The following is a 22331-nucleotide window of genomic DNA, read 5'->3' as shown; positions in this document are numbered from 1 at the left end:
CTTGACCATTACTGTCGCAGCTTCAACTTCCCCAACGAATGGGCGACCGGTGTTGTCGCCGATGACTGCTGTACGGGAGGAATCATCGTCAGTCCGATGATCAGCCCCTTGAGATACTGCAAAGTAGTTAAGGCCGACAGCCGGACTTCCGCAGCCGCGACAGAAGCCGATCCAGTGCCCGAGAGCCGAATAGCAAGGTTGAGCGCCCATGTCGCCGAGGCGAGTTTGACGCCATGCGCGACCGCAAGATGAGACGCGCGAAAACGCTTGCCGTAATGGGAAGAAGAATAATTGTTCCTGGTGCTTCGATTCCCTACCCTTTTGCATGCCCGCCCGGTCGCTGACAAATATCATCCTCCGGCTGCTTTTCCTCTCGATTTGACGCGCATCAAAGAAGCGGGCGCAGCATGTCTTAAAAGGTGTTCAAGGGGCTAAACCGACTTAAGAAACAGGAGACATGCAATGCGTTTGAAATTCTGTCCGATCGCAGCTACGGCAGTCTTGATTGCTTCGGCCGCGCCGTCGATGGCGGCCGACCATCAGATTCAGATGCTGAACAAAGGTGCGGATGGCGCGATGGTGTTCGAGCCGGGCTTCCTCAAGATCGCTCCCGGCGACACCGTAACCTTCATTCCCAAGGACAAGGGCCACAATGTCGAGACCTTCAAGGGCCTCATTCCCGACGGCGTCCCTGAATTTAAGTCCAAGTCGAGCGAGCAGTACCAGGCGAAGTTCGATATTCCGGGCGCTTACGTGCTGAAATGCACTCCGCATGTCGGCATGGGTATGGTCGCGCTGATCCAGGTTGGCGATAACCCGGCCAACCTCGACGTGATCAAGAACGCGAAAGTGCCGAATATGGTGCGCAAGCGGCTTGATGCCGGCCTTGCGCAGATCACGCAGTAACTATATCGGCACTGCGGATGGCGGCGCTCGCCTGCCATCCGCCACCGGCTGTAAGATGAGCCACAAGCGCAAATTCTCTGTTTCCTGAATCCTTGTCTGAACTCTAATAGGTTAATTGATGGAAGGCTCGTCGATCCCGGCCCCAGCGTTCTGAAAACTGCCTCGACCGCATTTGCGACGGTGTGAACACGCCGGTCGTCACCATTCCTGGCCATCGTCAAAAAGCCGACCGAAAGCTCTCCAATTAGCTGACATGGAACTGTCGCCGCGCAGCAATCGAAGAAGTTGGCGGGATCGTTATTTCTGCCGATTGTGAACTCGATCCTCTTTGCTTGGTCCGGGTCCGAAAGTGACGAAACCAGGGCTGCGACCAACGGAATTGTTGGCATCAACAGCACTTAACGGAGCGGGCAATTGGTCCGAGCGGCCGCCATCGATCCGTAAGCGACTGCGGCGGCGGCACCCGAAGAAGACCCTCGACTTTGAAGTCTGAGGGTCGTCGCCGCGGACGCCATTCACTCGGCCAAAATTGCTGAAAACCCCAGCACCAGCAGGCAATTCGGCTCCGAGCCGAAAAGCGCGACATTGGTGATTCCTGATCGGGGCGAAAATCCTCTTCCCGCGGCACAGTCTTTGCTCCCCGCTTTTGGATGGGGACAATTAATCTGCTTTTCGCACGATGTTTAACATGGGTGGCATTGCGGCGTCACCAAGTTGGGAAACGGTCTGTAACAGGCATTGGCGTGATGGATGGACGATGGCAATACCTCAGCATGGTGCACATCTTCTCGTCGTCGTCGACGATCCGCGCATTCGAATGATGTTGACGCACAATTTCGAAGAAGAGGGTTACGCTGTGTCTTCCGCCTCCGACGGGATCGAGATGCGGATATATCTGCGTCATCAGAATTTCGATGCCATCCTGCTCGATCTCGTCCTTCCCGGCGATTCGGACGGCTTTGATCTCGCCGGAGAAATTTGCGCCCAGTCCGATGTCCCGATTATTATGCTGACATGCTCGGACGATTACATGACGAAACCCTTCCACCTCGGGGAAGTCCACGCGTTTGAAGTCGATCCTGCGTCAGCGGCAATCGTCGGCACGCAATGCCGAGCCCGTCAGCGACCAAGTCATCGGTTTCGCGGGTTAGAAGCTCAATCTCAATCGCCGCCAGCTACTCGACCCGAGGGTGCGGAGGTAGAACTGACGACCGGCGAATTCGAGACGCTGACGATCTTTGTTCGGCATACGGGCAGGGTTCTCGGCCGCGACCTGCTGGTGGCTTTAACCAGGGGCTGAGACCTAAGCTTTCGATCGGACGATTGATGCCCAAATTGTCCGGCTGCGCGAAAGATCGAGACTGATCCGAAGAGGCCGCAATTCATCAAAGCCGTGCGCGGCGTGGGCTACGTCTTCACTGCTAAGCTGGATTGATCTTTTGGTATCAAAGCCAATGGCGGCTCCGCAACTCCCGTGTATGGCCTAGTGCGGGCCGCTTTCTCGCTTGGCTGTGATTGCTCGATGGCGATCAAGCCGCGTCGAGCACGGCCGCCCCCGGTAAGCCGACCGGCACTTTCCACTGGCGCGCCTAGAGATCGTCGAGGGCTTTGCGAAGCTTCTGATTTTCTTCTTCGAGCTTCAACAGATCAGTAAAGGCATCGACCTCAAGCGGTGCCGATTCAACCTCGCGTGGCCGCTTGGCTGCGCCTTCGCCGCTGCAGTTTTCTTTCCTGGGCGCGGGTCTACTTCGCGATTGGACTGACAGACGTCACAGCAGCAGCTTTGGGCGCAGCATGGGGCTTGCGGAGCGTGCGAACCTCCTCTTTCGCTGAAGGGAGGCGATCTGCTACGCCCGGCGCGCAAGGACATTGCAGGCTGCCTCCATGGAGGTGAGTTTCTGCAAAATGCAGTCGCGGCCGTCTCAAGTCGCCAACAGCGTTTGTTGCGATGGGGACGGTTTGACTTCAATCGGCACGATCAATTGATTATCGAAAACTGTGACCTCTGAGAGCATCTGAGCTTGCCAACCGCTAGCGAGGAGTGAGTTTATCAGCTTCGGGTGCGTTTGTGCGATGAGCGATGAAATGCCGGCGGCACGGCAGAATTCCAGCACCCCAACCATCAGGACGCGTGACGCGGAAACGCCGTCAATCATCTCCTTCGCATCTGTGACGGCACATCGCGTCCATTCGAAAACATCATGCGAGCGTGGCCAGTTCCGACCTTTCATGATCTGGGGATAAACGTTTGAAAGAAGGTGCGGCTGAATAGTAGGAAGTAATCGAGAATACCCTATTATCGTATCGTTCTTGAGGAGCGCAAAATGTATCGCGCTGTCGTGATCAAATTGATCGATTTCTCGCCCATCACTCTTACGCAGTGCTTCCCAGCCCCGTCGTTCGACGAACTGTTGATGCCGGAATCGCCAGATTTCCTCCATCAAGGCACTGTTCGCATCCGACTGCCCAATGCAAATCTTGATCATCGCTCCACCTCACATCGGAAGTCAGTGTGTATGATCTCTTTCCGCTGAAAAATGAGTAGAACTACTCAGTTTCAGAGTCTGATGAATTTTGCACGACCGACAACGTAGCCTGCATGAGCGTCCACCAGATGAAATCTGGGCTTACGATGCTGTCGCCGCCAGAGAGTAAATCTACTCATTTACCTCATGCAGCAATGATTATAGCAAATAGCTTGTGGCTACAGAGAATGAGCGCTCGACAGAGTTGAAGTCGAGTGACGCGCTAATGTCAATTTATATGGAGCCGACTTGATCGGCCCAGCGTCAAACGGACAATCCACACAGAAAGGACAATGAAATGACCTTGCACGTCAGTTATGCCAACAAAGAAATAACCGATCAAGCTCGTGCATCGCAGTCCGCAAGTGCAGCGCTCGCCCAGGGCACGCAATACTCTCTGCTACTCAAGAACCAATCGGCCCAGCCATGGACCTTCTACGTATATCAAAAAATGCCGCAGCCGTCCGCCGACGTTTTCTCCTTGGCTTGGTTTTGCTCTCCGTACCAGATCCGCGTCGGGAACCAGATCAAGTTTACCTGGGAAATCGCATATAATTTCGTCTGGAGCGACACTGGGGAACTGATAGCCGGGGTGGATTTTCTCGCTTCCGGCGTTCAGGACTGCAGCCCCGACGGTCAGAACACGACAACGTTTTCCTTGAAGGGTGGCCCCGGCCTCTCCAATTCGGTCAAGGGTCCGCCTTCCGGATCCCTACTCATCAACGACGACTCAACTGTCCCAAACAGTCGGTTCTCAGTCGGCATCGGAATGTCCGGAACGGGAACGTATGTCGTTCAAGCAGGTACCAATCTGCAACACACCTTTACGCCGACTCCGAGCTATTGGATCGCCGCAGGAACGAATGTCAAAGTCGGCACAGTTCTCAGCATCGACACCATTACCCAAACAAAGGAGGCCAAATTTCCCTCCGCTGTGTTCAATCTTGTAGGGGTTCTGGATGAAACCAATACCTGGGATATCAGTCCGGCCTGACGGCCGCTGCGGTTAGGTGTCGCTCCGTAAATTGGACGGAGCCCCAGGGAAGGGAGTGCCAGCTCCTGATGCAATTGGCGTAGGCACTCGCTTCCGAACAAGCATCTTAATCAAAGGACGGAACAATGTTCTCAGGACCTCCTATCGGTACTGTGTGCCCTTTTGCAGGCCAAGTCGATCCGGTGTCGGGTTCGCAGAACACGATCTGGGCAAATGCGGCCTGCGCAAGCTCGGGCGCAACGGCGGGAACAAAGGCCAACGCTCCTCTCAACTACGTCGAGGCTCAGGGCTGGATGCTTTGCGACGGGCGCTATCTTAGTACGCTCGCCTATCCGGAACTCTATTCCGTGATCGGGGGTCTCTATGGAGAACGGAATTCGGGGACGGGTCTGGAGTTTCGTATCCCGGACTATCGCGGGCTGTTCCTACGTGGCTTTGATGCCGGCGCGGGAATAGACCCTGATGCAAAACAGCGACTGGATCCGACCGGCAACAATGTCTCAAACATTGTTGGGTCGCTTCAGTGCGATGCAATGCAGACCCATTCGCATTCCTACGGGGTGACGACGCCGTCGGGAATTTCGCAGCAGGGGAGTGCCGCGGGAACATCCATTTCCAGCAAGTCTACAGGCTCACCGGAATCCCGCGCGCGTACAGCTTCTGAAACGCGCCCCAGGAATGTTGCCGTCAATTACCTCATCAAGTTTCGGTAAATCGCGATAAGACTTCACTAAGTCTTTCCTTTTCACGAAGCGTAAGTGGCAATGGATCGCATTCGACCGATCCGTAAAGAGGAGAAATTGTAATGTTTCCGACAGTAAGAATGCTAGGATTCGCTTGGGTTTTTGGGCTGGCCGTCACCGCAGCGCAGACAGTCGCAGCAGCAGACCATCACAAGGCAAAGATCGGCGTAAATCCCGTGACCACGGGAGTGGTTATACGCGGCGTCACCCTCGCCGGCCCGGTCGGTGCTCCGGGCACGCCAACAGGCAAGACATGCGACTTCAGCGGTGAGCCTGTGGATCCGTCTGGGCGCATGGAAGGGGCAAGCGTCAACTGCAGGCCAAACGGCAATCTTGCCAATACACTGCTTGGACTGCCCGCACGGTTCAACGCCTATTGCATGATCCAGGCACCGGTTAAGAGCGCGAGACTCATTCAAGCCTCGCGACCGGATAATGCCAACCACTGCGATCTCTCCGGCATCACTCCGAAGGATGCAACGGGCCAATTTAGAGGTGCCGTCTGGCGATAAGCAATAACTCGCGAACCCCGCGCGGCACGCAACAGCGTCCGGGCACATCCTGTCTCCTAGTAGTGTGGATGTGCCCTGATCCGACAGGCAACTGAACTCCTGTTTGCTCTGGTCCTTAGTAGGCGGATCCACCTCAGAGGAGTCGGCATCTACTCGCCGTTTAATATAGGCCAGCCCGGAACTTGCTCCATCAATTGCGCACAGATTCACTGATAGCGTCAAAACTAAGCGTCACTCCATATAGCGCCTTGGGTATCGCCGCATTTGAGCAGTTGTGCCTCTGGCATTGACTTTAGCGAATTATTCCGAACCGAAAACTTTCGGCGACCATCTGAGGTGTATTTACGACATCGAGCTTTCGTTGAACGTTGAAAACCTCATTTTGAATTGTTCGATGCGATCGCCCCAGGATCTTAGCGATCTCTATCGCCGTCTTACCAGCGGCGCACCAATGTATGATCTCGCGCTCTCTTGCTGTAATCCTAGGAAGTTCTTTAGCCTTTTGTTTCGCGTCTTTCACGATCTGATCACGAAGCAAACTATGCGCGTAAGCTGATAACACATACAGAGCTCTTCTAGCGGTGTTCGATAAGTCCACCTTTTCAGCTCCAAAGCTGACTATCGACTGAAATCCAGCGGCGGTATGCAAAGGAATGGTGTAGCCATCGATCATCTTGAATTCGCTAGCCTCGTTCATGACCCGCCGGCCCTGTCGATCGAGCTTTTGATTTATCAGAACCTCCGACCATATAAATGCGCGATCGCATGTTTTGCTGAGGTGGACCACTGGGTCGATGTGTACGAAGTTGCCTTCCAAATAGCGGTCGAACCACTCCCCTGACCAATCGCTGAAAAACAAATAGGGATCGATACGCTCGTTAGGCGATGGTATCCCGGAGATCGCAAAGCTGGTAAATCCAAAGTATCGTGAAATCTTGCCAAATGATAACAACAGGGCGTCCTTGCTTGTCGCGCTAGATGTCTCTGAAAAAAAATCCGACATTACATTTGAGATCGCCGAGATTTCTCCGTTCACTTTGAGCTCCATCGCGTTGTTCCAAGGTGACCACAGTATATAATCAGTTACGCACCGTTTGAAGCACTAGCTGCGTGGTGACGTGTGTATTCCAGTGAGACTGTAGGTCGTTCAGAATTCGCGAGGCGGTGGACTCGCCGATCGCCTCTTTCCGTAGCCCGATCTCACGTAGCACTCACATGTTCCTCCCCTCCTCGGCCCATCACTTGGAGTTCGGCGATATAAAACAGCTCGGCAACTCGCCGCCGCCGATTGGAAGATTCAAGGCTCGTGCCAATTACGGCTGCTTTAGTCAAATCGAACGCTTTATGGTTACTTTTCGGCCGGTTGGCTCAATAATCAGGGAGCGCGTATCACATACGCCTGCGTCTCAATACAGACAAAGGCGACAGGAGTATCGGACATGTCGATGACGGGCGGACCACGACAAAGCGGAACTGCACAATCGGCGGCGCTACGAAATTTACACAGATCGCGCTCGTGGTACTAGACTGCGCACTTACTGGTCATCCGCGCGGAGCAAAACCTGACCAAGCAGCGAGATCGCGACCGCGCCGGAAGGTGGTTGCGCATCACCAATCGCTACGGCGAGCTCCGTCCATTACGCGGCGCGCCGTTTCGTCATGCCTTGCTTCAGGCAGGGAGAATTTCTTCTCGCGTCAGAAGAGTGTTAGCCGAGGGGCCTAACATTACAGTTGCATTTATTTGCATTGCCTGAATCTATAGGTCTCCATGATTCGGAGGTCATGGATGATTGGTGCATCGATAGAGACGACGCTGGAGCTTTGGGCATCCTCGCTGCGCGAGGTGAAGGGTCGTATGAGCGGATTGTTTACGCAGGAGCGCGTTGCCGCATCGGCAAACCTTTTTCTGGACGGCTTGCTGGGTGACGAGCGGCGCAAGACGGGATGGATGCGCGCGGAAGCGGCTGGCGATCCCGGCCCGTGGCGGCAACAGGCGATTTTGGGCCGGGGACACTGGGATGCGGATGCTTTGCGCGACATCGTTCGTGGCTATGTCCTTGAGACACTGGCTGATCCTGATGCAGTCCTGGTGATCGACGAGACTGGTTTTCTCAAGCAAGGCAAGGCGTCCTGCGGGGTCGGTCGGCAATATACAGGTTCGGCGGGCAAGATCACCAATTGCCAGATCGGCGTGTTCGCATCGTATGTCTCCCTGCATGGTCATGCCTTCATCGACCGGGCACTCTATCTGCCGAAAGCCTGGACGGATGACCGGGAACGTATGGCCAGGACCCATGTGCCGGACAATATCGGCTTTCTGACCAAGCCGGCATTGGCGCTCACGATGATCGAGCGGGCGATCGCTTCGGATGCGCCGTTTTCCTGGGTGGCTGCCGATAGTGTTTATGGCGTGGGCGACATCGAAATGGCACTCAAGCGAGCCGCCAAGGGCTATGTGCTGGGCGTGAACGCCAACCATCCCTTCCGCTCCTGGGGTAAGCCGCTTGCTGTGGCCGGCACGGCGAAGGACATCGCTGAAGCCCTGCCTGAGAATTTCTGGCGACGCCTGTCGGCAGGCGATGGCACAAAAGGCGCACGGTTGCATGATTGGGCATATCTCGAACTGGCCGATCTCGACGCCGATGTTTTCGACGCGGCATTCCCCGGTATCTGGACACGCGGACTGCTGATCCGCCGCAGCATCGCCGATGGCGATCTTGCTTTCTTCTCCACATGGTGCCCGGTTGGCACGTCCATGGAAAAGCTGGTGACGGTGGAAGGCCATCGTTGGGCGATCGAAGACAGCTTCGAGACTGCCAAAAACGAGCTTGGTCTCGATCACAATGAGACCCGATCATGGCATGGCTGGCATCGCCACGTCTCCCTCGTCATGCTCGCATTCGCCATGCTGGCAGTGATCCGGTACCGCGCCAACGACGCGACACCCCAAAAAAGACCGAGGATGCCGACCATCAAGATCTGATCCGCTGGTCCGTCCAGGAAATCCGGCGCATTGCCACCAGGCTTGCCAAGCGTCGCATAAAGCCAGCCTACATCATCGCATGGTCATGCTGGAGGCGAGCCCATCAGGCCGCCGCTCGACGAGCTCATCTGAAAACTAAAATGCAACTGTAATGCTTCTGTAATGGGCCTTTGTTCGTCAAGTCCCTCTGAATGATTATCTCGTCGCTGAGGCCATGCTTCTGTCCGTGGTCAGCACGAAGACCGCCACACTATGCCATCAGATCAACAAGCCGACAGGTCAATCTAGAAAGCGTGCTTCGCCGAAGCGGTCACAGCACTACACACGACCTTGCCAAGCCTGCGTCCCAGCGACGGGACGGTAATCCCCCCGTTTTGAACGGGGCTTCGCAGTAGAATTCACGCGGCCATTTTCAGTTTCTGGGCGGGTGTGATGCCGCCGATGCCCATATTGGGCCGTTCGTTGTTGTAGGTCCATAGCCACTGCGTGGCGAATTCCTGCGCCTCCTCAATGCTTTCGATGATGTGTTGATCAAGCCATTCATGTCGGACGGTGCGGTTGTAGCGCTCGACATAGGCATTCTGTTGCGGCTTTCCGGGCTGAATGTGGCTCAAGGCAATTCCTTGCTTTTCGGCCCATTCCATCAGTTTGCCGCTGACATACTCAGGTCCGTTATCCACACGAATGGCGAATGGTCTGCCTCGCCATTCGATGATCTGGTTCAGGCTGCGGATGACGCGTTCAGCAGGCAGCGAAAAGTCCACCTCGATGCCCAGTCCCTCGCGGTTGAAGTCGTCCAGGACATTCAACAGTCGGAATTGCCGACCATCCTCCAAACGATCCGCCATGAAATCCATTGACCAGACCAGGTTAGGCGCATCCGGCACAGTCAGAGCGTCGGGTTTGTCCCGCCTCAAACGCTTGCGTGGCTTGATCCTGAGGTTTAACTCCAGCTCGCGGTAGATGCGGTAGACGCGCTTGTGGTTCCAGCGATGTCCTCGGACATTCCGCAGGTATAGAAAGCACAGGCCAAAGCCCCAGGTCTTCTTTGCCCGCGTCAGCCCGATCAGGAGATCGGCGATCTGCTCGTTCTCGTCGTTCAGCTTGGCGCTGTAACGATAGCAGGTCTCGCTGACCTCGAAGGTGCGGCAGGCAAGTGCAATGCTCACCCCGCGCAACGCCACAGCTTTCCCGGCCATCTCTCGGCGTTGAGATGGCCGTGTCATTTTTTTCCCAAAGCCTCCTTCAGCAGTTCCGCCTGCATGCTCATCTCCGCATACATCTTCTTCAGCCGACGGTTCTCATCCTCCAGAGCCTTCATCTGGCTGATCATAGAGGCGTCCATACCGCCATACTTCGAACGCCACTTGTAAAAGGAGGCGGTGCTCATTCCATGTTCCCGGCATAACTCCGGCACCGGAACGCCGCCTTCTGCCTGGCGCAGGATGGCAAGGATTTGGGGTTCGCTAAATCTGCTCGTCTTCATCAAAATCTCCTCGTTCATAAAGCCCGAGAAAATTCTACTTTTGAAGCCCGTTAATTGGCGGGGGGATTACCGGACCTCATCAGACGCAAGCCTTGCACTTGCCCGCGTCAATCACGTAGCTCTCTTCATGCCGCCATAGGGTTTGCGCTCCAGCGAAAGTCCGTCGCATCCATCCACATGCGGTGAAGTACGACACCCAGTTTGCGTGCGAGGGCAACCTTCGCGCGCTTCATCCCGCGACGCCTGGCCACATCGAGCGCCCAGCGCTTTAGACTGGAAAAGCGCGTCGCCCGCGTCAGCATTATGTGCGCAGACTCGAACAATGCGGTTCGCACCATCGCGTCGCCGACCTTGCTGACACCGCCATCGCGATCAGTTTCGCCGGATTGATATTTCTTCGGCGTCAGCCCGAAGTAGGCACCCACTGTGCTGGACTTTTCGAACCGGGCTGGATCATCGACCGCGGAGCGGTAGGTCAGCGCAACCAAGGCACCGACACCCGGCGCACTCATCAGCCGTTGGCAAACTCTGTCGGCGCGGGCGATCCTGAGCATCTCGCGGTGCAGCTTCGTAAATTCGCTCCACAGCGCTGCTCGCGCCGTCAGCATCGCGTCAATCACCATCGACAATATCGCATGCCCTGCAATCAGTTCGCGGATGCGCGCCTCGAAACGCCCTCGGCTGACTTCGCCGACCTTTAATCCATAGCCACGCAGGATACCCCGGATGCTGAGCTCGACGTCGAGCAGCTTGGATTGCAGAAGCTTGCGGCCAACCAGGAGAGCCCGAGTGTCCTGGGCCGGCGACGATTTGGCGTGGACCGGACGATACCACCCCATGCGGAGCAGTTGCGCGATCCCCCGTGCATCCTTGCGGTCGGTCTTCACCGTCATCGCCGAAAGCGCCGCCTTCACATGCCGCGTTTCCAGCAAAACCACCTCATGACCCGCAGCAACGAGAGCCGCGTGTAGCCATTGGGACAACGGCCCCGCTTCAAGGCCGATGCGCTCTACCGGAAAGTCCAGTTGATCAAAATACCCGACCAGGCATTCAGGCTCGCTGCCTACCTTGACCTCGCGAACCAACTTGCCCGTCGCGTCGACCACGCACACGCTGCTCTCTTTCAGCGAGACGTCGATTCCTGCATAATATTCCATGGCTGTTCCTCTCATGATGCTTGAGGCCGATCGCTCGGACCTCGTTTCCAAACATCATCATTCTGAGGGACAGCCACCCAACTGGCTACTCATGAGACGCCGGCCCATTACGGCATCTAGTTGGCGACATGCTGCAAGCATTTACTCAGCTCGATCAACGGATCGGCGCCTTCGATGCCGCGACGAAGCCCCCGCACGCGCCGACTCCCCCCTCAGCGGCTTGGTCCAATCCTCCCACGCTTCAATTGCAGAATGATCCAGTCATGACACAAATTAACTCGCCGCCCCGTGCGGTCAGGTCACTGGCGTGCAAGAACTGCCCAAATGGTGCTATGCTATTCTCCTCACCCACGAAAGAAAACAGCAGGTTCGCTGGCGTTACAGCAACCCTGCCTGCTCAAGCCTCGCGGCGGAGATTTTGCCGAGGGCGGACGGATCTGTTGAATAACGAGTCCTGCCGCCAAGGATCCCAGATCACCGCAAACCTTGAGGCTACGCCCGCTCGTATAGCCGTAGAGGAAGCCGGCAGCGTAGAAGTTCCCGGCCCCTGTCGTGTCGACCAGTTCTGTGATGTCCGTCGCCTTGATGATCACTGTCTCCTTCCCGCAAACGATCAATGATCCTCTTTCGGCGCGTGTCACAACGCCAATGTTGCAATCCTTGCGAACGGCATCGAGCGCTTCCTCGAGCCGCCGCCGATCCGCGAACTCAGATTCCCCAAGCAGCTTGCTTCCTCTCGCCCGAAGCGGGCTCGACCATATCTCTATTCGAGGAAGACATCCAACGCCTCCTGTCGGCCGCTCTGGAGATGCCGTCGATATACCCGCTGCAACCTCAGGCCATGGACATATTATTGCCTGTTCGGGCTGCTGAGCGTTTCCGGTTTTCGGCTCGGCGAGGCGCGCAACCTCAAGCTCGCGGATGTTGATTTCGACGCTGCGGTGTTGACGATCCGCGGAACGAAGTTCAGAAAGTCACGTCTTGTACCGATGCACGCATCGACACCTCAAACAACTCCGCGGAAGAATGCGATCGTCACCGCGATATTCAATCGCCTGCTGCACCAATCAACGTTGAATACCATCCGCGGCGACAGCTACCTTCTCGAAAAGCGCCGCTCCGGCCTCTGCATCAGGTCGGAGCGGCGCTTGAAACTAACGCGACCGCAAACCAGTGAGGGCGCAGTTCTTCAATTCGTCAAGGTTGCAATCCCTTGAGGGGAGCACCTCTGGAGCCCACGGCGCAGCTCTGACTCATCGAGATCTCGACCAATCAAGACGATCTCGGTGAGGCGGGGATGTTCCCTCCATGGTTTTCCAGCACGCAATTCGCGCATCAGATAAACGCCGTTCAAGACATAACGGTAGGCTGCGCCAGGGAAATTCACCACCCCTTTTATACGCAGCATGTCGGTTCCCTTCACCTGCGCGAGGTGCTTCAGCCAGCTATCGAAGGCTGTCGGATCCAGCGGTTCCGCTTGCCGCAGCGCGACACAAGAAAGGTTTTGGTCATGTTCATGATAATGGTTCTCGAGGATGAATGGCACTTTCGACAAGACGTTCTTGAGATCGAAAGCGCCAATGTCCAAAACAGCGCCCATAGAGACTTCACAATCCTTCGTCCGAAGGAGCCGAGCCAGCGGATTAAGCTGTCGGACGCGTCTCTCAACCACAGCAGGCTCGTTGCTGGAGACGCGGTCGGTTGTATTGAGTAGGATGACATCGGCAAGGCTAATCTGCAGAGTGGCTTCGTCGTGGCCGAACTGCCGACTGACATGATGAGCATCGACCACAACGACAATCGCATCGAGTTGAACATACTTCGACAAGACCTCGTCCACTACGAAGGACTCGATAACAGGCGCGAGCCAGGTCAAACCCGAGGTTTCGATGACAATGCGATCGAAGACGCGATCGGATGCGAGGATATCGTGAAGTGCGCCGATCAGGTCGTCACGAACCGTGCAGCAGATGCAGCCGTTGTTCAGTTCTACAACGTGCGCCGTTGTTTCGATGAGAAGCCTGCCATCGATACCGACGTCACCAAATTCATTGATGACCACGGCAATGCGTTCGTCATGCCGCTCGGCCAGAATTCGGTTGAGCAGCGTTGTCTTGCCAGCCCCAAGAAAGCCGGTCAGAATGGTCGCCTTGAGTCTTTCCATGACAGCCTCCAATACTGCAGCAACATCCGATCTGCCCCGATCGGAGGCGCATTGTGGGAGCCCGAGGAATGACCGATTTCATTCCTCGCTGTTTGCGTTCTCTGCCCTGTCCTGGATGCCGAGCAGATTCGGACGGCATGACAGGCGGCTAAGTGCCGGGCAACCCGCGCGGCTATTCCGAAGGTAGGGAGGATGTGTCGAACATTCCTCTCAATGACTTGTTTATGTCTATTAGAAATTTCGACGCTATGGCCTGAAAATCTCTCGCATGGCCGAAGGTTAGTTCGAGTCGTTCCCGGACGAACTTCGATTGGAGTTCGAAAATCTGAGAGGGCGTTTTTGCTGCAGCTAACGCCTGAAGGTGACCTAGATCGGCCTCGATAGTCGCTTGCAGGGCTGCTGTTGATCGCAACGATAGTTCATTGTTAGCCCGAACTGTGATTTCTGAGATCTGTTTCTGCATTTCTTGACCTGCGCGAGCGCTTGAGGTGAGGGTCTGAATGCCGCCCTCCAGGCTTGCGGTTGGGCTCGTGGCAGCGACGCGAGGGTATCCAGTCGCTTCAGGGGAACGGCTGTCGATTCTTTCAGTGGGGTTGGAGTTATCTGAGATCCTGACCATTGACTTATCTCCGATGAATGACCAAAAGGGAGGAAACGGTCGTGACTGTTTCCCGTTTTTTTCCTTGTTGTGATCGGCGCACCGCCGATCGGCTCACCATATACTTCAAGATTTGTGCCAACGCGTGAGACTGAGAGCAGGAAGAGGATTTTTGCTTTGATATCAGCCGTTTGCCCAAGACACGTAAGTCTATCCGTGCGGCGGAGAGCCGACAAACACGACGCATGTGTAGCATCTCAGCCAAGGTGTAAGCCTGACGTCTTTGACCTGAGACCTATATTCCCTCCAGCTTTCGGGAGAGTCTTGGGTTTTCATGAAGTGGAACCCGATTTTGGACCACCCGGCTGGGATTTCCCGTAGGGTATTGCTCATGGCGGACCGGGTGCGCGGGAGCCGTTCATGAGCGATATCGGCGGTTTGTTCCCGATGGCGCTGTGAGGGCGAACCTCGTTGTACAACAGGGCGACTGAACACCCACGGGACCGAGGTTCGAGAGCTTCTATATCCGTGGCACCCTTGGTCTGGGCGGCATGTCCATACCCATGGACTGGTGGACAAGGGGTCTGCTGTGTTCCGCTGCAGCTTACCGGGTTCGATGTCATGCCGGTTGCTCCAAGTTCCGGTGTGGATGTTTGACCAAACACTGAGCGCACGGTTGGCCTTGCCAATTGCGTATACCGATTTTGCTTGCCTGCTTGCGGCAAAGTTGCTGGAAAAGGCCGGTACTCCGTCACAAGGCGCGGATATGAGCGCAGCATTGATCTCTGTGAGGGTAAGTTAGCGTAAAGACGTTTGGCTGTACTTCAATGGACTGACAATCAGTATAGAGTATCTGCCAAAGTGGAGCATCACCATGGATTGGCAGCCAATCACAACCCCTTCCGGGCTTCGCCCCCCTCAGCCGCTTACCGGGCGGGCGCAATCAATCAGCCATTACTTCCCCGAGCACTCGCACACCTTGCACCAGCTTATTTAGGTCGCGTCCCGGGGCGATGAGCCATATTGAACGCCTGCTGGCGCCTTTGTCACGGGATTGCGGGATCGTCACGGTGATCGATGGCCACCCAGCCACGCTCTCCTGGATTGGGGGGGTCAATGGTCACCGCGTCAAGTCGCTGGGGGTCGAACATTTCGGCCAGACCGGCACAATTGCAGACCTTTATCGGCATCATGGTCTTGATACAAATGCGATCATGCACGCGGCTCAAGCTGCCAGCAACGGAAGGGTCCCCCGCTATCTGCAGGCGCTTTCATGAAATTGCGCTTCGGGCTTTCGAAACAGCTCCTGTCCGGTGATATCCCTGGTTCAGCGGAAGACTGATTTAGGTAATCGATCCTCCTTTAGAGCTTGCTGGGCGCTGGGCGTCCAGATTTGCAGTCCGCTGGTGTCCAAAGAGAGTTCGTCTTAGAGAATCTATCAAGCGGCTACCGTTAGCAGCCGCTTGAGCAGTCAACGGATCGCGCTGCTTCCGCTTTCTCGACAAAGTCGAAAACTTCAGAAGCTGGCGGCTGCGGCCGCACCTGACCGTCCTTCAAACTGCTTCAGCGTGGGCGCCGAGATAGATCTTTCCGACGACGGGATTGTTCATGATGCTCTCGGCGCTCCCATCAATCTGGTTTTTTCCCTCTGCAAGAATGTAGCAGCGATCGGAAATCTCCAGCGCCTTATGAGCATTCTGCTCAACCAGCAGCACGCCGACGCCTTGTCTATGACTTATCTCGCGTATGTGCTGGAATACTTCGTCTGTTGCCTTTGGCGACAGGCCAGCGCTTGGTTCGTCAAGCAGCAAGACCGAGGGTCCAGCCATGAGCGCTCTGCCGAGCGCCACGACCTGCTGCTGGCCACCGCTTAGCTTACCAGCGGTCGCTGTCCAGTAATCGGCCAGGTTGGGCAGAATTTCACGCACCACCGCCTGCCGCTCCTTGACCGAACCCGGGACGGCAAAAAGACCCATACGCAGGTTTTCTTCGACGCTCATCGTGGCGAAGACATTGCGCACCTGAGGGACATATCCCAGACCGGAGCGCAAACGATCACGCGTCGGAGCGTGGGTGATATCGATCCCCTTAAGCTTGATGGTTCCCCCTTTGGGCTTCAACAGGCCCGCAAGTGTCTTCAGTAAAGTTGACTTACCGCAACCATTCGGACCGATAATGGTGACGATCTCACCTGCGGCCAACTCTAGGCTCACTCCATGCAAGATCTGCATCTCGCCGTAACCGGCGACAAGGGACTCGGCTGTTAAAATGATCTTCTTGTTCATGCGCTCACCCCTCCAAGGTAGGCGTCCAGCACTTCCTTGTTCGATTGAATCTCAACAGGCGTGCCTGCGGCAATTACCTGCCCCCTGTCCATGACGATCACCCGCTCGCACAGTTCCATGATGACCGTCATGTTGTGCTCGATGATCAACAGCGTCACACCAGAGGCATGAATGCGCCTGAGAACCGCCATCAGATGTCGTATGAGGGTCGGATTGACTCCGGCGGTAGGCTCATCGAGCAACAACAGCTTTGGGTCAGCCATCAGGCAGCGGGCAAGTTCAAGAAGCTTTTTCTGACCACCCGAAAGTAGGGCTGCCGGGTGTTGAGCCTTTTCACCCAAGCCGACCATATCCAAGACCCCCTGCGCCTTCTGCAGGTTGATCCTTTCCTCGTCGCGAACGCGCTTGCCGGGCAAGAGGACCGACCGCACCTGGTCGCCGAACTGCCCCTCGGGCACCAGCAGGAGGTTCTCAAGCACGGTCATCTGTTTAAGTTCGCGCGGAATCTGAAACGTGCGGCGAAGGCCGAGCCGGGCGATATCGTGCGCGCTCAGCTTTTCGATGTGGTTCCCATCGAACAGGACCTCGCCGCTGTCGGGGCGAACGAAACCACTGACCAAACTGAAAAGGGTGGACTTTCCGGCTCCGTTCGGCCCGACGAGCCCGGTTATGCTGCCGGCGCGGACGGAGAACCGGCATTTGTTGACGGCCTGCAGGCCTCCAAAACGCCGGCTGACGTCCTTGATCTCGAGTATCTGTTTCATCATGCCCTCCCCGGGCGGTAGCGAACCATTACGATCGCGATCAGTGCAAGTCCGAGCACCATCAGGCGCAGAGCCGCCAATTCCACACCATCGACAAATGTGATGTAGTCCTTGAGCAGGCGCGTCCCTTCAAGAAGCGCAGCAACCAGAGCCGTGCTCAGGAGAGTTGCCACGCTCGAGCCCTGTGCGCCAATCAAGACGGCCGCAAGGACGTAAATGCTCACGTTCGGACCAAACATATCCGGCGAGATGTAGCTGAGGTAGCTGGCAAAAAACGCACCACCCAAGCCAGCCAAAGCTGCGCCCAACAGGAATGCTTTTGTCTTGTATGCCAGTGCGACCTTGCCGACGGAGGTGACAACGCCCTCGTCTTCCCGGATCGCCTTGAGCGTCCGCCCGATGGGGTAACGCTCGATACGCCGGGTGAACCAGAAGGCGAGCGCAAGCGCGAGTGCCGTGACGACCAGAAAGGAAGTCTCCGATCCAAGTCCGGGGAATGATGCGGGACGCGGTACGCCTGCAATCCCGTCAGGTCCCCCCGCCAGCCATTTCTCATTCAGCAGGACCAACCTGACGAACTCGCTGAAACCGAGTGTTACAATGGCGAGGTAATCCTCGCGCAGACGCGGTGTGAACATTGCAACGGCAGCACCGAAGACGCCGCTCAAGGCCGTCGCCACTCCGACCGCCAGCAGAAAGGGGACGCCCGCTTTCGAAAGAAGGGCAAACGTGTACGCGCCAACTGCGAAGAATGCGACCTGACCCAGATTGATAAGCCCGGTCAGGCCCCATTGGATGTTGAGACCTAGCGCCACAAATCCGTAGATGCCCGCAAAAATCAGGATCGCGATGAGATAGTCGATCATGGCTTAGCTCCTGGATTTCACAAGGCCGCTTGGGCGAACCAGCAAGACGAGGGTAAGTACGAGAAATGCCAGCGCGGTTTTGTAGCTCGATGGCAGGATGAAGAGGCTGAACTCTGACGTCAGGCCCACCAGTACCGCGGCAAGTGCTGCACCGACAACGCTCCCAAGACCGCCCAGGATCGCGACTGCGAAAAGGGGTATCAGGACGCGCCAGCCAAGAAGCGGATTAAGAGACGTCTCGGTCGCCAGCACAATTCCGCCGACGGCAGCGAGGAAGCCGGCTGCAAACAAGACGGCGCCATAAACCCGTTCAGGCTGGACACCTGTTACGATGGCAAGCTCGGGATTGGTCGACGTTGCTCGTACCGCGCGACCAAACTCGGTGTAGCGCAGGCCCAGGAAAATCCCTGCGAGAATGACGATGACAAGCCCGATAATTGCTGCTTGCACCGGGGTGATGATGAAGCCGGCAATGATGAACGGTCGCATCGGCAGGATCGGGAACTGCAGATTTCCGTTGCCCCATCCGAAACGGACGAAATTTTGCAGGACCAGCATCAGCCCCAAGGAAAGCAGCACCGGCGGGAGAATTCCAGCCTTGCGCACGAAACGGAAAGCCGTCTGGTCGACTGCAAGCGCAATAAGGCCTGTAACGACCGCCGCCAGAAGCCCAGCCGTCCACAGCGGCAATGAGAAACCGCAGAGAAGAAGCGTGAGATAGGCACCGAGCGTCATGAACTCGGGGATTGCAAAATTGGGATAGCGCAGCACACCGTAGATGAGCGAAATGGCTGCCGCCGGCAGACTCCATATCGCAGCCATCACGAGCGCCGAGATGAGGTAGATCTTGAATTCCATCGTGGCGTTACCTTCGGCTGAAGGCGCCGCACCAATGCGGCGCCTTGATCGGTGCGATTAAAACTGCACTTCGCTGATCTTCCCGACAGGAGCGGTCTTGCCGTCCTTGACCTCGGAAACGCGGAAGTTCGCCTTTGCAATGTTGCCGTTGGCATCGAAGTCGAGCGGTCCCGACGCACCGTCGTAGTCGATGCGCTCACCTTTTCGCAGCGCTGCCACCCCTTCAGCAAACGACGTGACCTTGGTGCCGCCAGTGCCGGTGATCTCACGGATCGCCTTGTCAAGCGCCTTGCCGTCTGTCGACTTTGCCGCTTCGATCGCAAGCGCAAGAATGACCATTTCGTCATAGGCCTGCGCGCCGAAGGAGTAGTAGCGATCAGAGCCTAGCTGTTTCGCGAGCCGCTGATAGGCGGGCGAGTCCTCGGAAACGCCCTCTTCGACCAGAAGCAGGCCGTCCGCTGCAGGACCGGCATTCTTGATCAAGTCGGCACTGACAGAAAAGCCCGGGACGATAAAGCGGGTTGTCAAGCCTGACTGGTAAGCAGCCTTCAGGATCGCGATCGTGTCCGGTTCGTAGCCAGAAATGTGGACGAAGTCGGGCTGGTCAGACAGGACGCGCGCAACTTCCGTGGTGAAAGTCGTTTGCTCCTCGTTATACGTGACGAAGCTCGTGATCTTGCCGCCGCGCTCTTCGAAGCGCTGCTTCAGAGCGTCAACTGTGCTCTGGGTGAAGGGTACGTTCAAGCCGAGGACCGCTGCCTTTTTCCAGCCTTGCTGGGCGGCGTATTCGGCGTAAGCCTTTCCGAACAGCAGGTCGTCCGGTTCAAGCCGGAACACATGTCCCTTCTTCTGGACTTCTGTGATGCGGCTCGCACCCGAATTGGACAAAAGGATCAAGCCCTTCTCTTGGACAATGGGTGCAACGGCAAGCGTGACACTGCTTGCCCAGGTTCCGAAAATTGCGCTCACCTTGTCGACGTCAACGAGCTTGCGCGCAGCGCGAACGCCAGCCTCAGCGTTGGTCTCGTCGTTCTCCTCAACAAGTCTGATCTTACGGCCCAAGGGTCCGCCAGCCGCGTTGATCTCCTCGAGTGCAACTTTCGCCGAAGCGAGCATTTCCTGACCGAATGGACCGCCCGCGCCAGAAAGAGGCATCAACGCTCCCAAAACGATCTCGCTGTCGTCTGCCGCAGCTGGGCTCGGACCCAGCAAAGAGGCAATGGCGGCTGCGCTGACGCAGGCTGCCAGGAAGAGACGGCGTGAAGACATTGCCCAGCCGGTGGATTTCATCTCTGCATTTGTCATTTTTTGAGTTCCCTCTGTTGAATTTATGCTGATTAAGATGCACTGCGACAGACGCCTTGGGCGGCGTCATCCTGCCTCCTTCTTTGCTCTTAGATGGGGCGCAATTCCTCCTGGCGCCGCGCTCACCACATCTCAAAAACCGATGTTACGCGGAAAGTCGGTAGTGTTCCTGGCACCGTCTTCGGTGATGAGCATCACATCAGAATGTCGGAAGCCGCCGACACCCGGTATGTAGACCGCAGGCTCGACCGAATTGACCATGTTGGCCATGAGCTTTCCGGAATTGTAGATCCGCAACTCTCCACGCTCTTCGCGTCCGCCAGCACCGATCATGATACCGAGCGCGTGTCCGGTTCCGTGGCGCACGTAGTCGGCAAGATCGACCTTTCGGAAAATCTCGCGTTCCATAAGCGCCATGTCTGACATGGTGACGCCCGGCTTAAGCGCCAGCTTGATGGCATCGAAGGCTTCATTCACCGCGTCGAGCGGCTTCTTCTGAGCCTGCGTCGGCTCACCGAACACAAAAGTGCGTTCAAGTTCCGTGCAGTAGCCCCACATCACGGGGAAGATGTTCAGTGCAATCAGATCGCCACGTTTCAGCCGCCGACTGGTCGGATGCAGATGCGGCGTGAGTGTGTGATCGCCAAACTGGGCGTAGGCATAGGTGCTCGTGAGACCATTGATGGACAATGCTCCCATTGCCTTGTTCGTCTCAGCGACTGCGTGCGCTGCCACCGCAAGCTCGGTGACGTTCTCGTGAAGAGCTTCGAGAAACGCATTTGCGCCAATTTTTGCCAACTGGCCGCCGAGTTCGAGAAGACGGACCTCTTCATCGGATTTGATGAGACGCAGGTCCTCAATCAGTGGGCTGATCTCAACAAATTCCGCCTGTGAGAACCTGGCAGTCAGAGCGCGATGGATGCCGACCGGCATCAGCGCTTCCTCGATCCCGATGCGAACTGTGCCTGAACTCTGTCGGGCAATGAAATCGGCGCACATCCTGAGGCTGGTATGGACGACATTCTCGTCATCCCCATAAGCGAGCACCTCGTCGAAAACGCTGTGAGCTTCCATGGTCTCTTGTTCGAGCGCTGCCCCGCAAACGGCGCTGGTGCCGGATACGGGCAGTATCGCCCACATGGGTCGGCCCCACTCCGAAAGCAGCGGGACACCGCTCATATAAAAGACGCTGTCAGCCGTATGCATGAACGCGAAGTCGATGTTTGCGGCAGCGAGTTTCTTCCGAAGAGACTCGATACGGCGGGACATTTCGGATCTTGAAAAATAGGTCATCCCCTCATTTCCTTTCTTGATTTCCGGTTGTTTGATCAGGCGGGCGGTTGTGCCTGCTAGACAAGATCCAGGCTGATCTCCTCGAATGCGATTCCGGACGTCGTCGCCTTCCATCGTTGGCCAGATTGGGCAGGCAGAGCGACCGTTAATGTACCAGTGGTGACGATGTCGCCGGAAGCCAACGGCTGGCCACCAAAGCGCTCCAGCTCACGCACCAGATAGCGAAAGGCCTTGATCGGGCCCCCAAGCACTTGAGCTCCGCCTCCGGTCGCGGAAGAACCTTCGTCGCTGGACAACGTGGCAGTAAAACTCTCAAGTTGCGCTGCCCACTTCCCGTGGTCGCCAGCAATCGGGTGTCGCTTGCCGAGAAGCAATGCGACATGCACACCAGTGGCTGCGCCGTCGGCGACCTTGAACTGCCAATCTGGAAAGATTGACGTGCAGACCTCGAAATCGAGTGCCGCCCATTCCACGCAGTCCAGCAGCTCTTCTTCGCTCATCTGAGTATTGGGCGCAGCCTTGAGACCCAGCGCAACCTCCGCCTCCATACGGACATTCGGCCAATTGCGGACCTCAAGGGTGCTCGTCTCGCTGAGCTCAAACGTCGTCGTATCATAGAGATAATTCCAGAGCGGCCCCGCGATGCCGTAGCCTGCCCAAGCGGCGGAGTTGGTGAAGCCGATCTTCCGACCGATGATCTTCTCCCCATTTGCTTCTCGCCTCCGACGCATTTCCTCCACCACCCAATAGGAGTCCGCCAGCTCGAAATGAGGGTACCGCTGTGAAAAGGGCACGACTTCTGTCAACACACCACGCGTTCGGAACACCTCGTCGGCGATTTCAGATCTGATAGGATTTGTCAGCGACATCTTTACCTCGGTTTGTTTGTTGT

General features: G+C 56.5%; 19 protein-coding genes and 3 pseudogenes. 8 read left to right on the top strand and 14 right to left on the bottom strand.

Features of this window, described 5'->3' with window-relative positions; genetic code table 11:
- Nucleotides 1–462: 462 nt before the first annotated feature.
- Both ACK9YZ_RS33485 and ACK9YZ_RS33480 read left to right on the top strand, forming a co-directional pair.
- Complete coding sequence (locus ACK9YZ_RS33485; protein ID WP_416068692.1) at nucleotides 463–906, top strand: pseudoazurin; 444 nt, start codon at nucleotides 463–465, stop codon at nucleotides 904–906.
- 757 nt (nucleotides 907–1663) lie between these two features.
- A pseudogene (locus ACK9YZ_RS33480) lies at nucleotides 1664–2341 on the top strand (winged helix-turn-helix domain-containing protein).
- A gap of 487 nt (nucleotides 2342–2828) precedes the next feature.
- Here the strand turns inward: ACK9YZ_RS33480 and ACK9YZ_RS33475 are convergent.
- Nucleotides 2829–3392: an acyl-homoserine-lactone synthase gene (locus tag ACK9YZ_RS33475; protein WP_416068691.1), complete on the bottom strand. Its 564-nt coding sequence runs from the start codon at nucleotides 3390–3392 to the stop codon at nucleotides 2829–2831.
- A gap of 337 nt (nucleotides 3393–3729) precedes the next feature.
- Between ACK9YZ_RS33475 and ACK9YZ_RS33470 the strand changes: the two genes are divergently transcribed.
- The 3 genes from ACK9YZ_RS33470 to ACK9YZ_RS33460 all read left to right on the top strand — a co-directional run bounded on the left by ACK9YZ_RS33470 (nucleotide 3730) and on the right by ACK9YZ_RS33460 (nucleotide 5680).
- A complete protein-coding gene (locus ACK9YZ_RS33470) occupies nucleotides 3730–4425 on the top strand; it encodes a protein rhiA (protein WP_416068690.1) in 696 nt (231 codons plus the stop codon).
- Between the two features lie 125 nt (nucleotides 4426–4550).
- Nucleotides 4551–5138 (top strand): phage tail protein, encoded by a 588-nt coding sequence (locus tag ACK9YZ_RS33465; RefSeq protein ID WP_416068689.1) that lies wholly within the window; start codon nucleotides 4551–4553, stop codon nucleotides 5136–5138.
- A 110-nt stretch (nucleotides 5139–5248) separates the two neighbouring features.
- Entirely contained in the window at nucleotides 5249–5680 is a 432-nt protein-coding gene (locus tag ACK9YZ_RS33460; protein WP_416068688.1) for a protein rhiC, read from the top strand.
- 292 nt (nucleotides 5681–5972) lie between these two features.
- On the opposite strand, the gene ACK9YZ_RS33455 is transcribed toward ACK9YZ_RS33460, so the two are convergent.
- Nucleotides 5973–6716 carry a helix-turn-helix transcriptional regulator gene (locus tag ACK9YZ_RS33455; RefSeq protein ID WP_416068773.1) on the bottom strand — a complete coding sequence of 248 codons (744 nt, stop codon included), beginning with the start codon at nucleotides 6714–6716 and terminating at the stop codon, nucleotides 5973–5975.
- Nucleotides 6717–7448: 732 nt separating this feature from the next.
- On the opposite strand from ACK9YZ_RS33455, the gene ACK9YZ_RS33450 reads away from it, so the two are divergent.
- A complete protein-coding gene (locus tag ACK9YZ_RS33450; protein ID WP_416068529.1) occupies nucleotides 7449–8663 on the top strand; it encodes an IS701 family transposase in 1215 nt (404 codons plus the stop codon).
- Nucleotides 8664–9061: 398 nt separating this feature from the next.
- On the opposite strand, the gene ACK9YZ_RS33445 is transcribed toward ACK9YZ_RS33450, so the two are convergent.
- The 3 genes and pseudogenes from ACK9YZ_RS33445 to ACK9YZ_RS33435 all read right to left on the bottom strand — a co-directional run.
- A protein-coding gene (locus ACK9YZ_RS33445; RefSeq protein WP_416068687.1) for an IS3 family transposase occupies nucleotides 9062–10149 on the bottom strand; the annotation gives its coding sequence in 2 pieces (ribosomal slippage) (nucleotides 9062–9900 and nucleotides 9900–10149; 1089 coding nt in all).
- Between the two features lie 125 nt (nucleotides 10150–10274).
- Nucleotides 10275–11306, bottom strand: a complete 1032-nt coding sequence (locus tag ACK9YZ_RS33440) for an IS110 family transposase (RefSeq protein WP_099086550.1) — start codon at nucleotides 11304–11306, stop codon at nucleotides 10275–10277.
- 378 nt (nucleotides 11307–11684) lie between these two features.
- Nucleotides 11685–11992: pseudogene (locus ACK9YZ_RS33435) on the bottom strand (PfkB family carbohydrate kinase); the annotation flags it as partial.
- Between ACK9YZ_RS33435 and ACK9YZ_RS33430 the strand changes: the two are divergent.
- Nucleotides 11963–12523, top strand: coding sequence for a tyrosine-type recombinase/integrase (locus tag ACK9YZ_RS33430; protein WP_416068772.1), 561 nt, complete (start codon nucleotides 11963–11965; stop codon nucleotides 12521–12523). The pseudogene ACK9YZ_RS33435 and the gene ACK9YZ_RS33430 overlap by 30 nt on opposite strands.
- On the opposite strand, the gene ACK9YZ_RS33425 is transcribed toward ACK9YZ_RS33430, so the two are convergent.
- Together ACK9YZ_RS33425 and ACK9YZ_RS33420 are read right to left on the bottom strand one after the other, a co-directional pair.
- A complete protein-coding gene (locus tag ACK9YZ_RS33425; RefSeq protein WP_416068686.1) occupies nucleotides 12496–13470 on the bottom strand; it encodes a CobW family GTP-binding protein in 975 nt (324 codons plus the stop codon). The two genes, ACK9YZ_RS33430 and ACK9YZ_RS33425, sit on opposite strands and share 28 nt — an antisense overlap.
- 172 nt (nucleotides 13471–13642) lie before the next feature.
- A complete protein-coding gene (locus tag ACK9YZ_RS33420) occupies nucleotides 13643–13933 on the bottom strand; it encodes a phasin family protein (protein ID WP_416068771.1) in 291 nt (96 codons plus the stop codon).
- A gap of 1109 nt (nucleotides 13934–15042) precedes the next feature.
- On the opposite strand from ACK9YZ_RS33420, the pseudogene ACK9YZ_RS33415 reads away from it, so the two are divergent.
- A pseudogene (locus ACK9YZ_RS33415) lies at nucleotides 15043–15345 on the top strand (transketolase); the annotation flags it as partial.
- A 276-nt stretch (nucleotides 15346–15621) separates the two neighbouring features.
- Here the strand turns inward: ACK9YZ_RS33415 and ACK9YZ_RS33410 are convergent.
- The 7 genes from ACK9YZ_RS33410 to ACK9YZ_RS33380 all read right to left on the bottom strand — a co-directional run bounded on the left by ACK9YZ_RS33410 (nucleotide 15622) and on the right by ACK9YZ_RS33380 (nucleotide 22308).
- The gene (locus ACK9YZ_RS33410) at nucleotides 15622–16353 is read right to left on the bottom strand and encodes an ABC transporter ATP-binding protein (RefSeq protein WP_416068685.1); all 732 of its coding nucleotides are present in this window, start codon (nucleotides 16351–16353) and stop codon (nucleotides 15622–15624) included.
- Nucleotides 16350–17120, bottom strand: a complete 771-nt coding sequence (locus tag ACK9YZ_RS33405; protein ID WP_416068684.1) for an ABC transporter ATP-binding protein — start codon at nucleotides 17118–17120, stop codon at nucleotides 16350–16352. The genes ACK9YZ_RS33410 and ACK9YZ_RS33405 overlap by 4 nt, the downstream gene beginning before the upstream one ends.
- Complete coding sequence (locus ACK9YZ_RS33400) at nucleotides 17117–17983, bottom strand: branched-chain amino acid ABC transporter permease (protein ID WP_416068683.1); 867 nt, start codon at nucleotides 17981–17983, stop codon at nucleotides 17117–17119. The genes ACK9YZ_RS33405 and ACK9YZ_RS33400 overlap by 4 nt, the downstream gene beginning before the upstream one ends.
- A gap of 3 nt (nucleotides 17984–17986) precedes the next feature.
- On the bottom strand, nucleotides 17987–18841 hold the full coding sequence (locus ACK9YZ_RS33395) for a branched-chain amino acid ABC transporter permease (protein WP_416068682.1): 855 nt from the start codon (nucleotides 18839–18841) through the stop codon (nucleotides 17987–17989).
- Nucleotides 18842–18898: 57 nt separating this feature from the next.
- Entirely contained in the window at nucleotides 18899–20146 is a 1248-nt protein-coding gene (locus ACK9YZ_RS33390) for an ABC transporter substrate-binding protein (RefSeq protein ID WP_416068681.1), read from the bottom strand.
- Between the two features lie 132 nt (nucleotides 20147–20278).
- Nucleotides 20279–21553 (bottom strand): M24 family metallopeptidase, encoded by a 1275-nt coding sequence (locus ACK9YZ_RS33385; protein ID WP_416068680.1) that lies wholly within the window; start codon nucleotides 21551–21553, stop codon nucleotides 20279–20281.
- Complete coding sequence (locus ACK9YZ_RS33380; protein ID WP_416068679.1) at nucleotides 21496–22308, bottom strand: 2-keto-4-pentenoate hydratase; 813 nt, start codon at nucleotides 22306–22308, stop codon at nucleotides 21496–21498. The genes ACK9YZ_RS33385 and ACK9YZ_RS33380 overlap by 58 nt, the downstream gene beginning before the upstream one ends.
- Between the last annotated feature and the right edge of the window lie 23 nt (nucleotides 22309–22331).

Origin of the sequence: Rhizobium sp. ZK1, from assembly GCF_047782645.1 — a bacterium.
Taxonomy (GTDB): Bacteria; Pseudomonadota; Alphaproteobacteria; order Rhizobiales; family Rhizobiaceae; genus Rhizobium.
This window is presented reverse-complemented; position numbering and strand designations above follow the sequence as displayed.

What these genes read in the sequence shown, in the direction of transcription:
- ACK9YZ_RS33485 (WP_416068692.1), top strand. Translation starts at nt 463, where the DNA reads ATGCGTTTGAAATTCTGTCCGATCGCAGCTACGGCAGTCTTGATTGCT.
- ACK9YZ_RS33475 (WP_416068691.1), bottom strand. Translation starts at nt 3,392, where the DNA reads ATGATCAAGATTTGCATTGGGCAGTCGGATGCGAACAGTGCCTTGATG.
- ACK9YZ_RS33470 (WP_416068690.1), top strand. Translation starts at nt 3,730, where the DNA reads ATGACCTTGCACGTCAGTTATGCCAACAAAGAAATAACCGATCAAGCT.
- ACK9YZ_RS33465 (WP_416068689.1), top strand. Translation starts at nt 4,551, where the DNA reads ATGTTCTCAGGACCTCCTATCGGTACTGTGTGCCCTTTTGCAGGCCAA.
- ACK9YZ_RS33460 (WP_416068688.1), top strand. Translation starts at nt 5,249, where the DNA reads ATGCTAGGATTCGCTTGGGTTTTTGGGCTGGCCGTCACCGCAGCGCAG.
- ACK9YZ_RS33450 (WP_416068529.1), top strand. Translation starts at nt 7,449, where the DNA reads ATGATTCGGAGGTCATGGATGATTGGTGCATCGATAGAGACGACGCTG.
- ACK9YZ_RS33440 (WP_099086550.1), bottom strand. Translation starts at nt 11,306, where the DNA reads ATGGAATATTATGCAGGAATCGACGTCTCGCTGAAAGAGAGCAGCGTG.
- ACK9YZ_RS33425 (WP_416068686.1), bottom strand. Translation starts at nt 13,470, where the DNA reads ATGGAAAGACTCAAGGCGACCATTCTGACCGGCTTTCTTGGGGCTGGC.
- ACK9YZ_RS33420 (WP_416068771.1), bottom strand. Translation starts at nt 13,933, where the DNA reads ATGCAGAAACAGATCTCAGAAATCACAGTTCGGGCTAACAATGAACTA.
- ACK9YZ_RS33410 (WP_416068685.1), bottom strand. Translation starts at nt 16,353, where the DNA reads ATGAACAAGAAGATCATTTTAACAGCCGAGTCCCTTGTCGCCGGTTAC.
- ACK9YZ_RS33405 (WP_416068684.1), bottom strand. Translation starts at nt 17,120, where the DNA reads ATGATGAAACAGATACTCGAGATCAAGGACGTCAGCCGGCGTTTTGGA.
- ACK9YZ_RS33400 (WP_416068683.1), bottom strand. Translation starts at nt 17,983, where the DNA reads ATGATCGACTATCTCATCGCGATCCTGATTTTTGCGGGCATCTACGGA.
- ACK9YZ_RS33395 (WP_416068682.1), bottom strand. Translation starts at nt 18,841, where the DNA reads ATGGAATTCAAGATCTACCTCATCTCGGCGCTCGTGATGGCTGCGATA.
- ACK9YZ_RS33390 (WP_416068681.1), bottom strand. Translation starts at nt 20,146, where the DNA reads ATGACAAATGCAGAGATGAAATCCACCGGCTGGGCAATGTCTTCACGC.
- ACK9YZ_RS33385 (WP_416068680.1), bottom strand. Translation starts at nt 21,553, where the DNA reads ATGGAAGGCGACGACGTCCGGAATCGCATTCGAGGAGATCAGCCTGGA.
- ACK9YZ_RS33380 (WP_416068679.1), bottom strand. Translation starts at nt 22,308, where the DNA reads ATGTCGCTGACAAATCCTATCAGATCTGAAATCGCCGACGAGGTGTTC.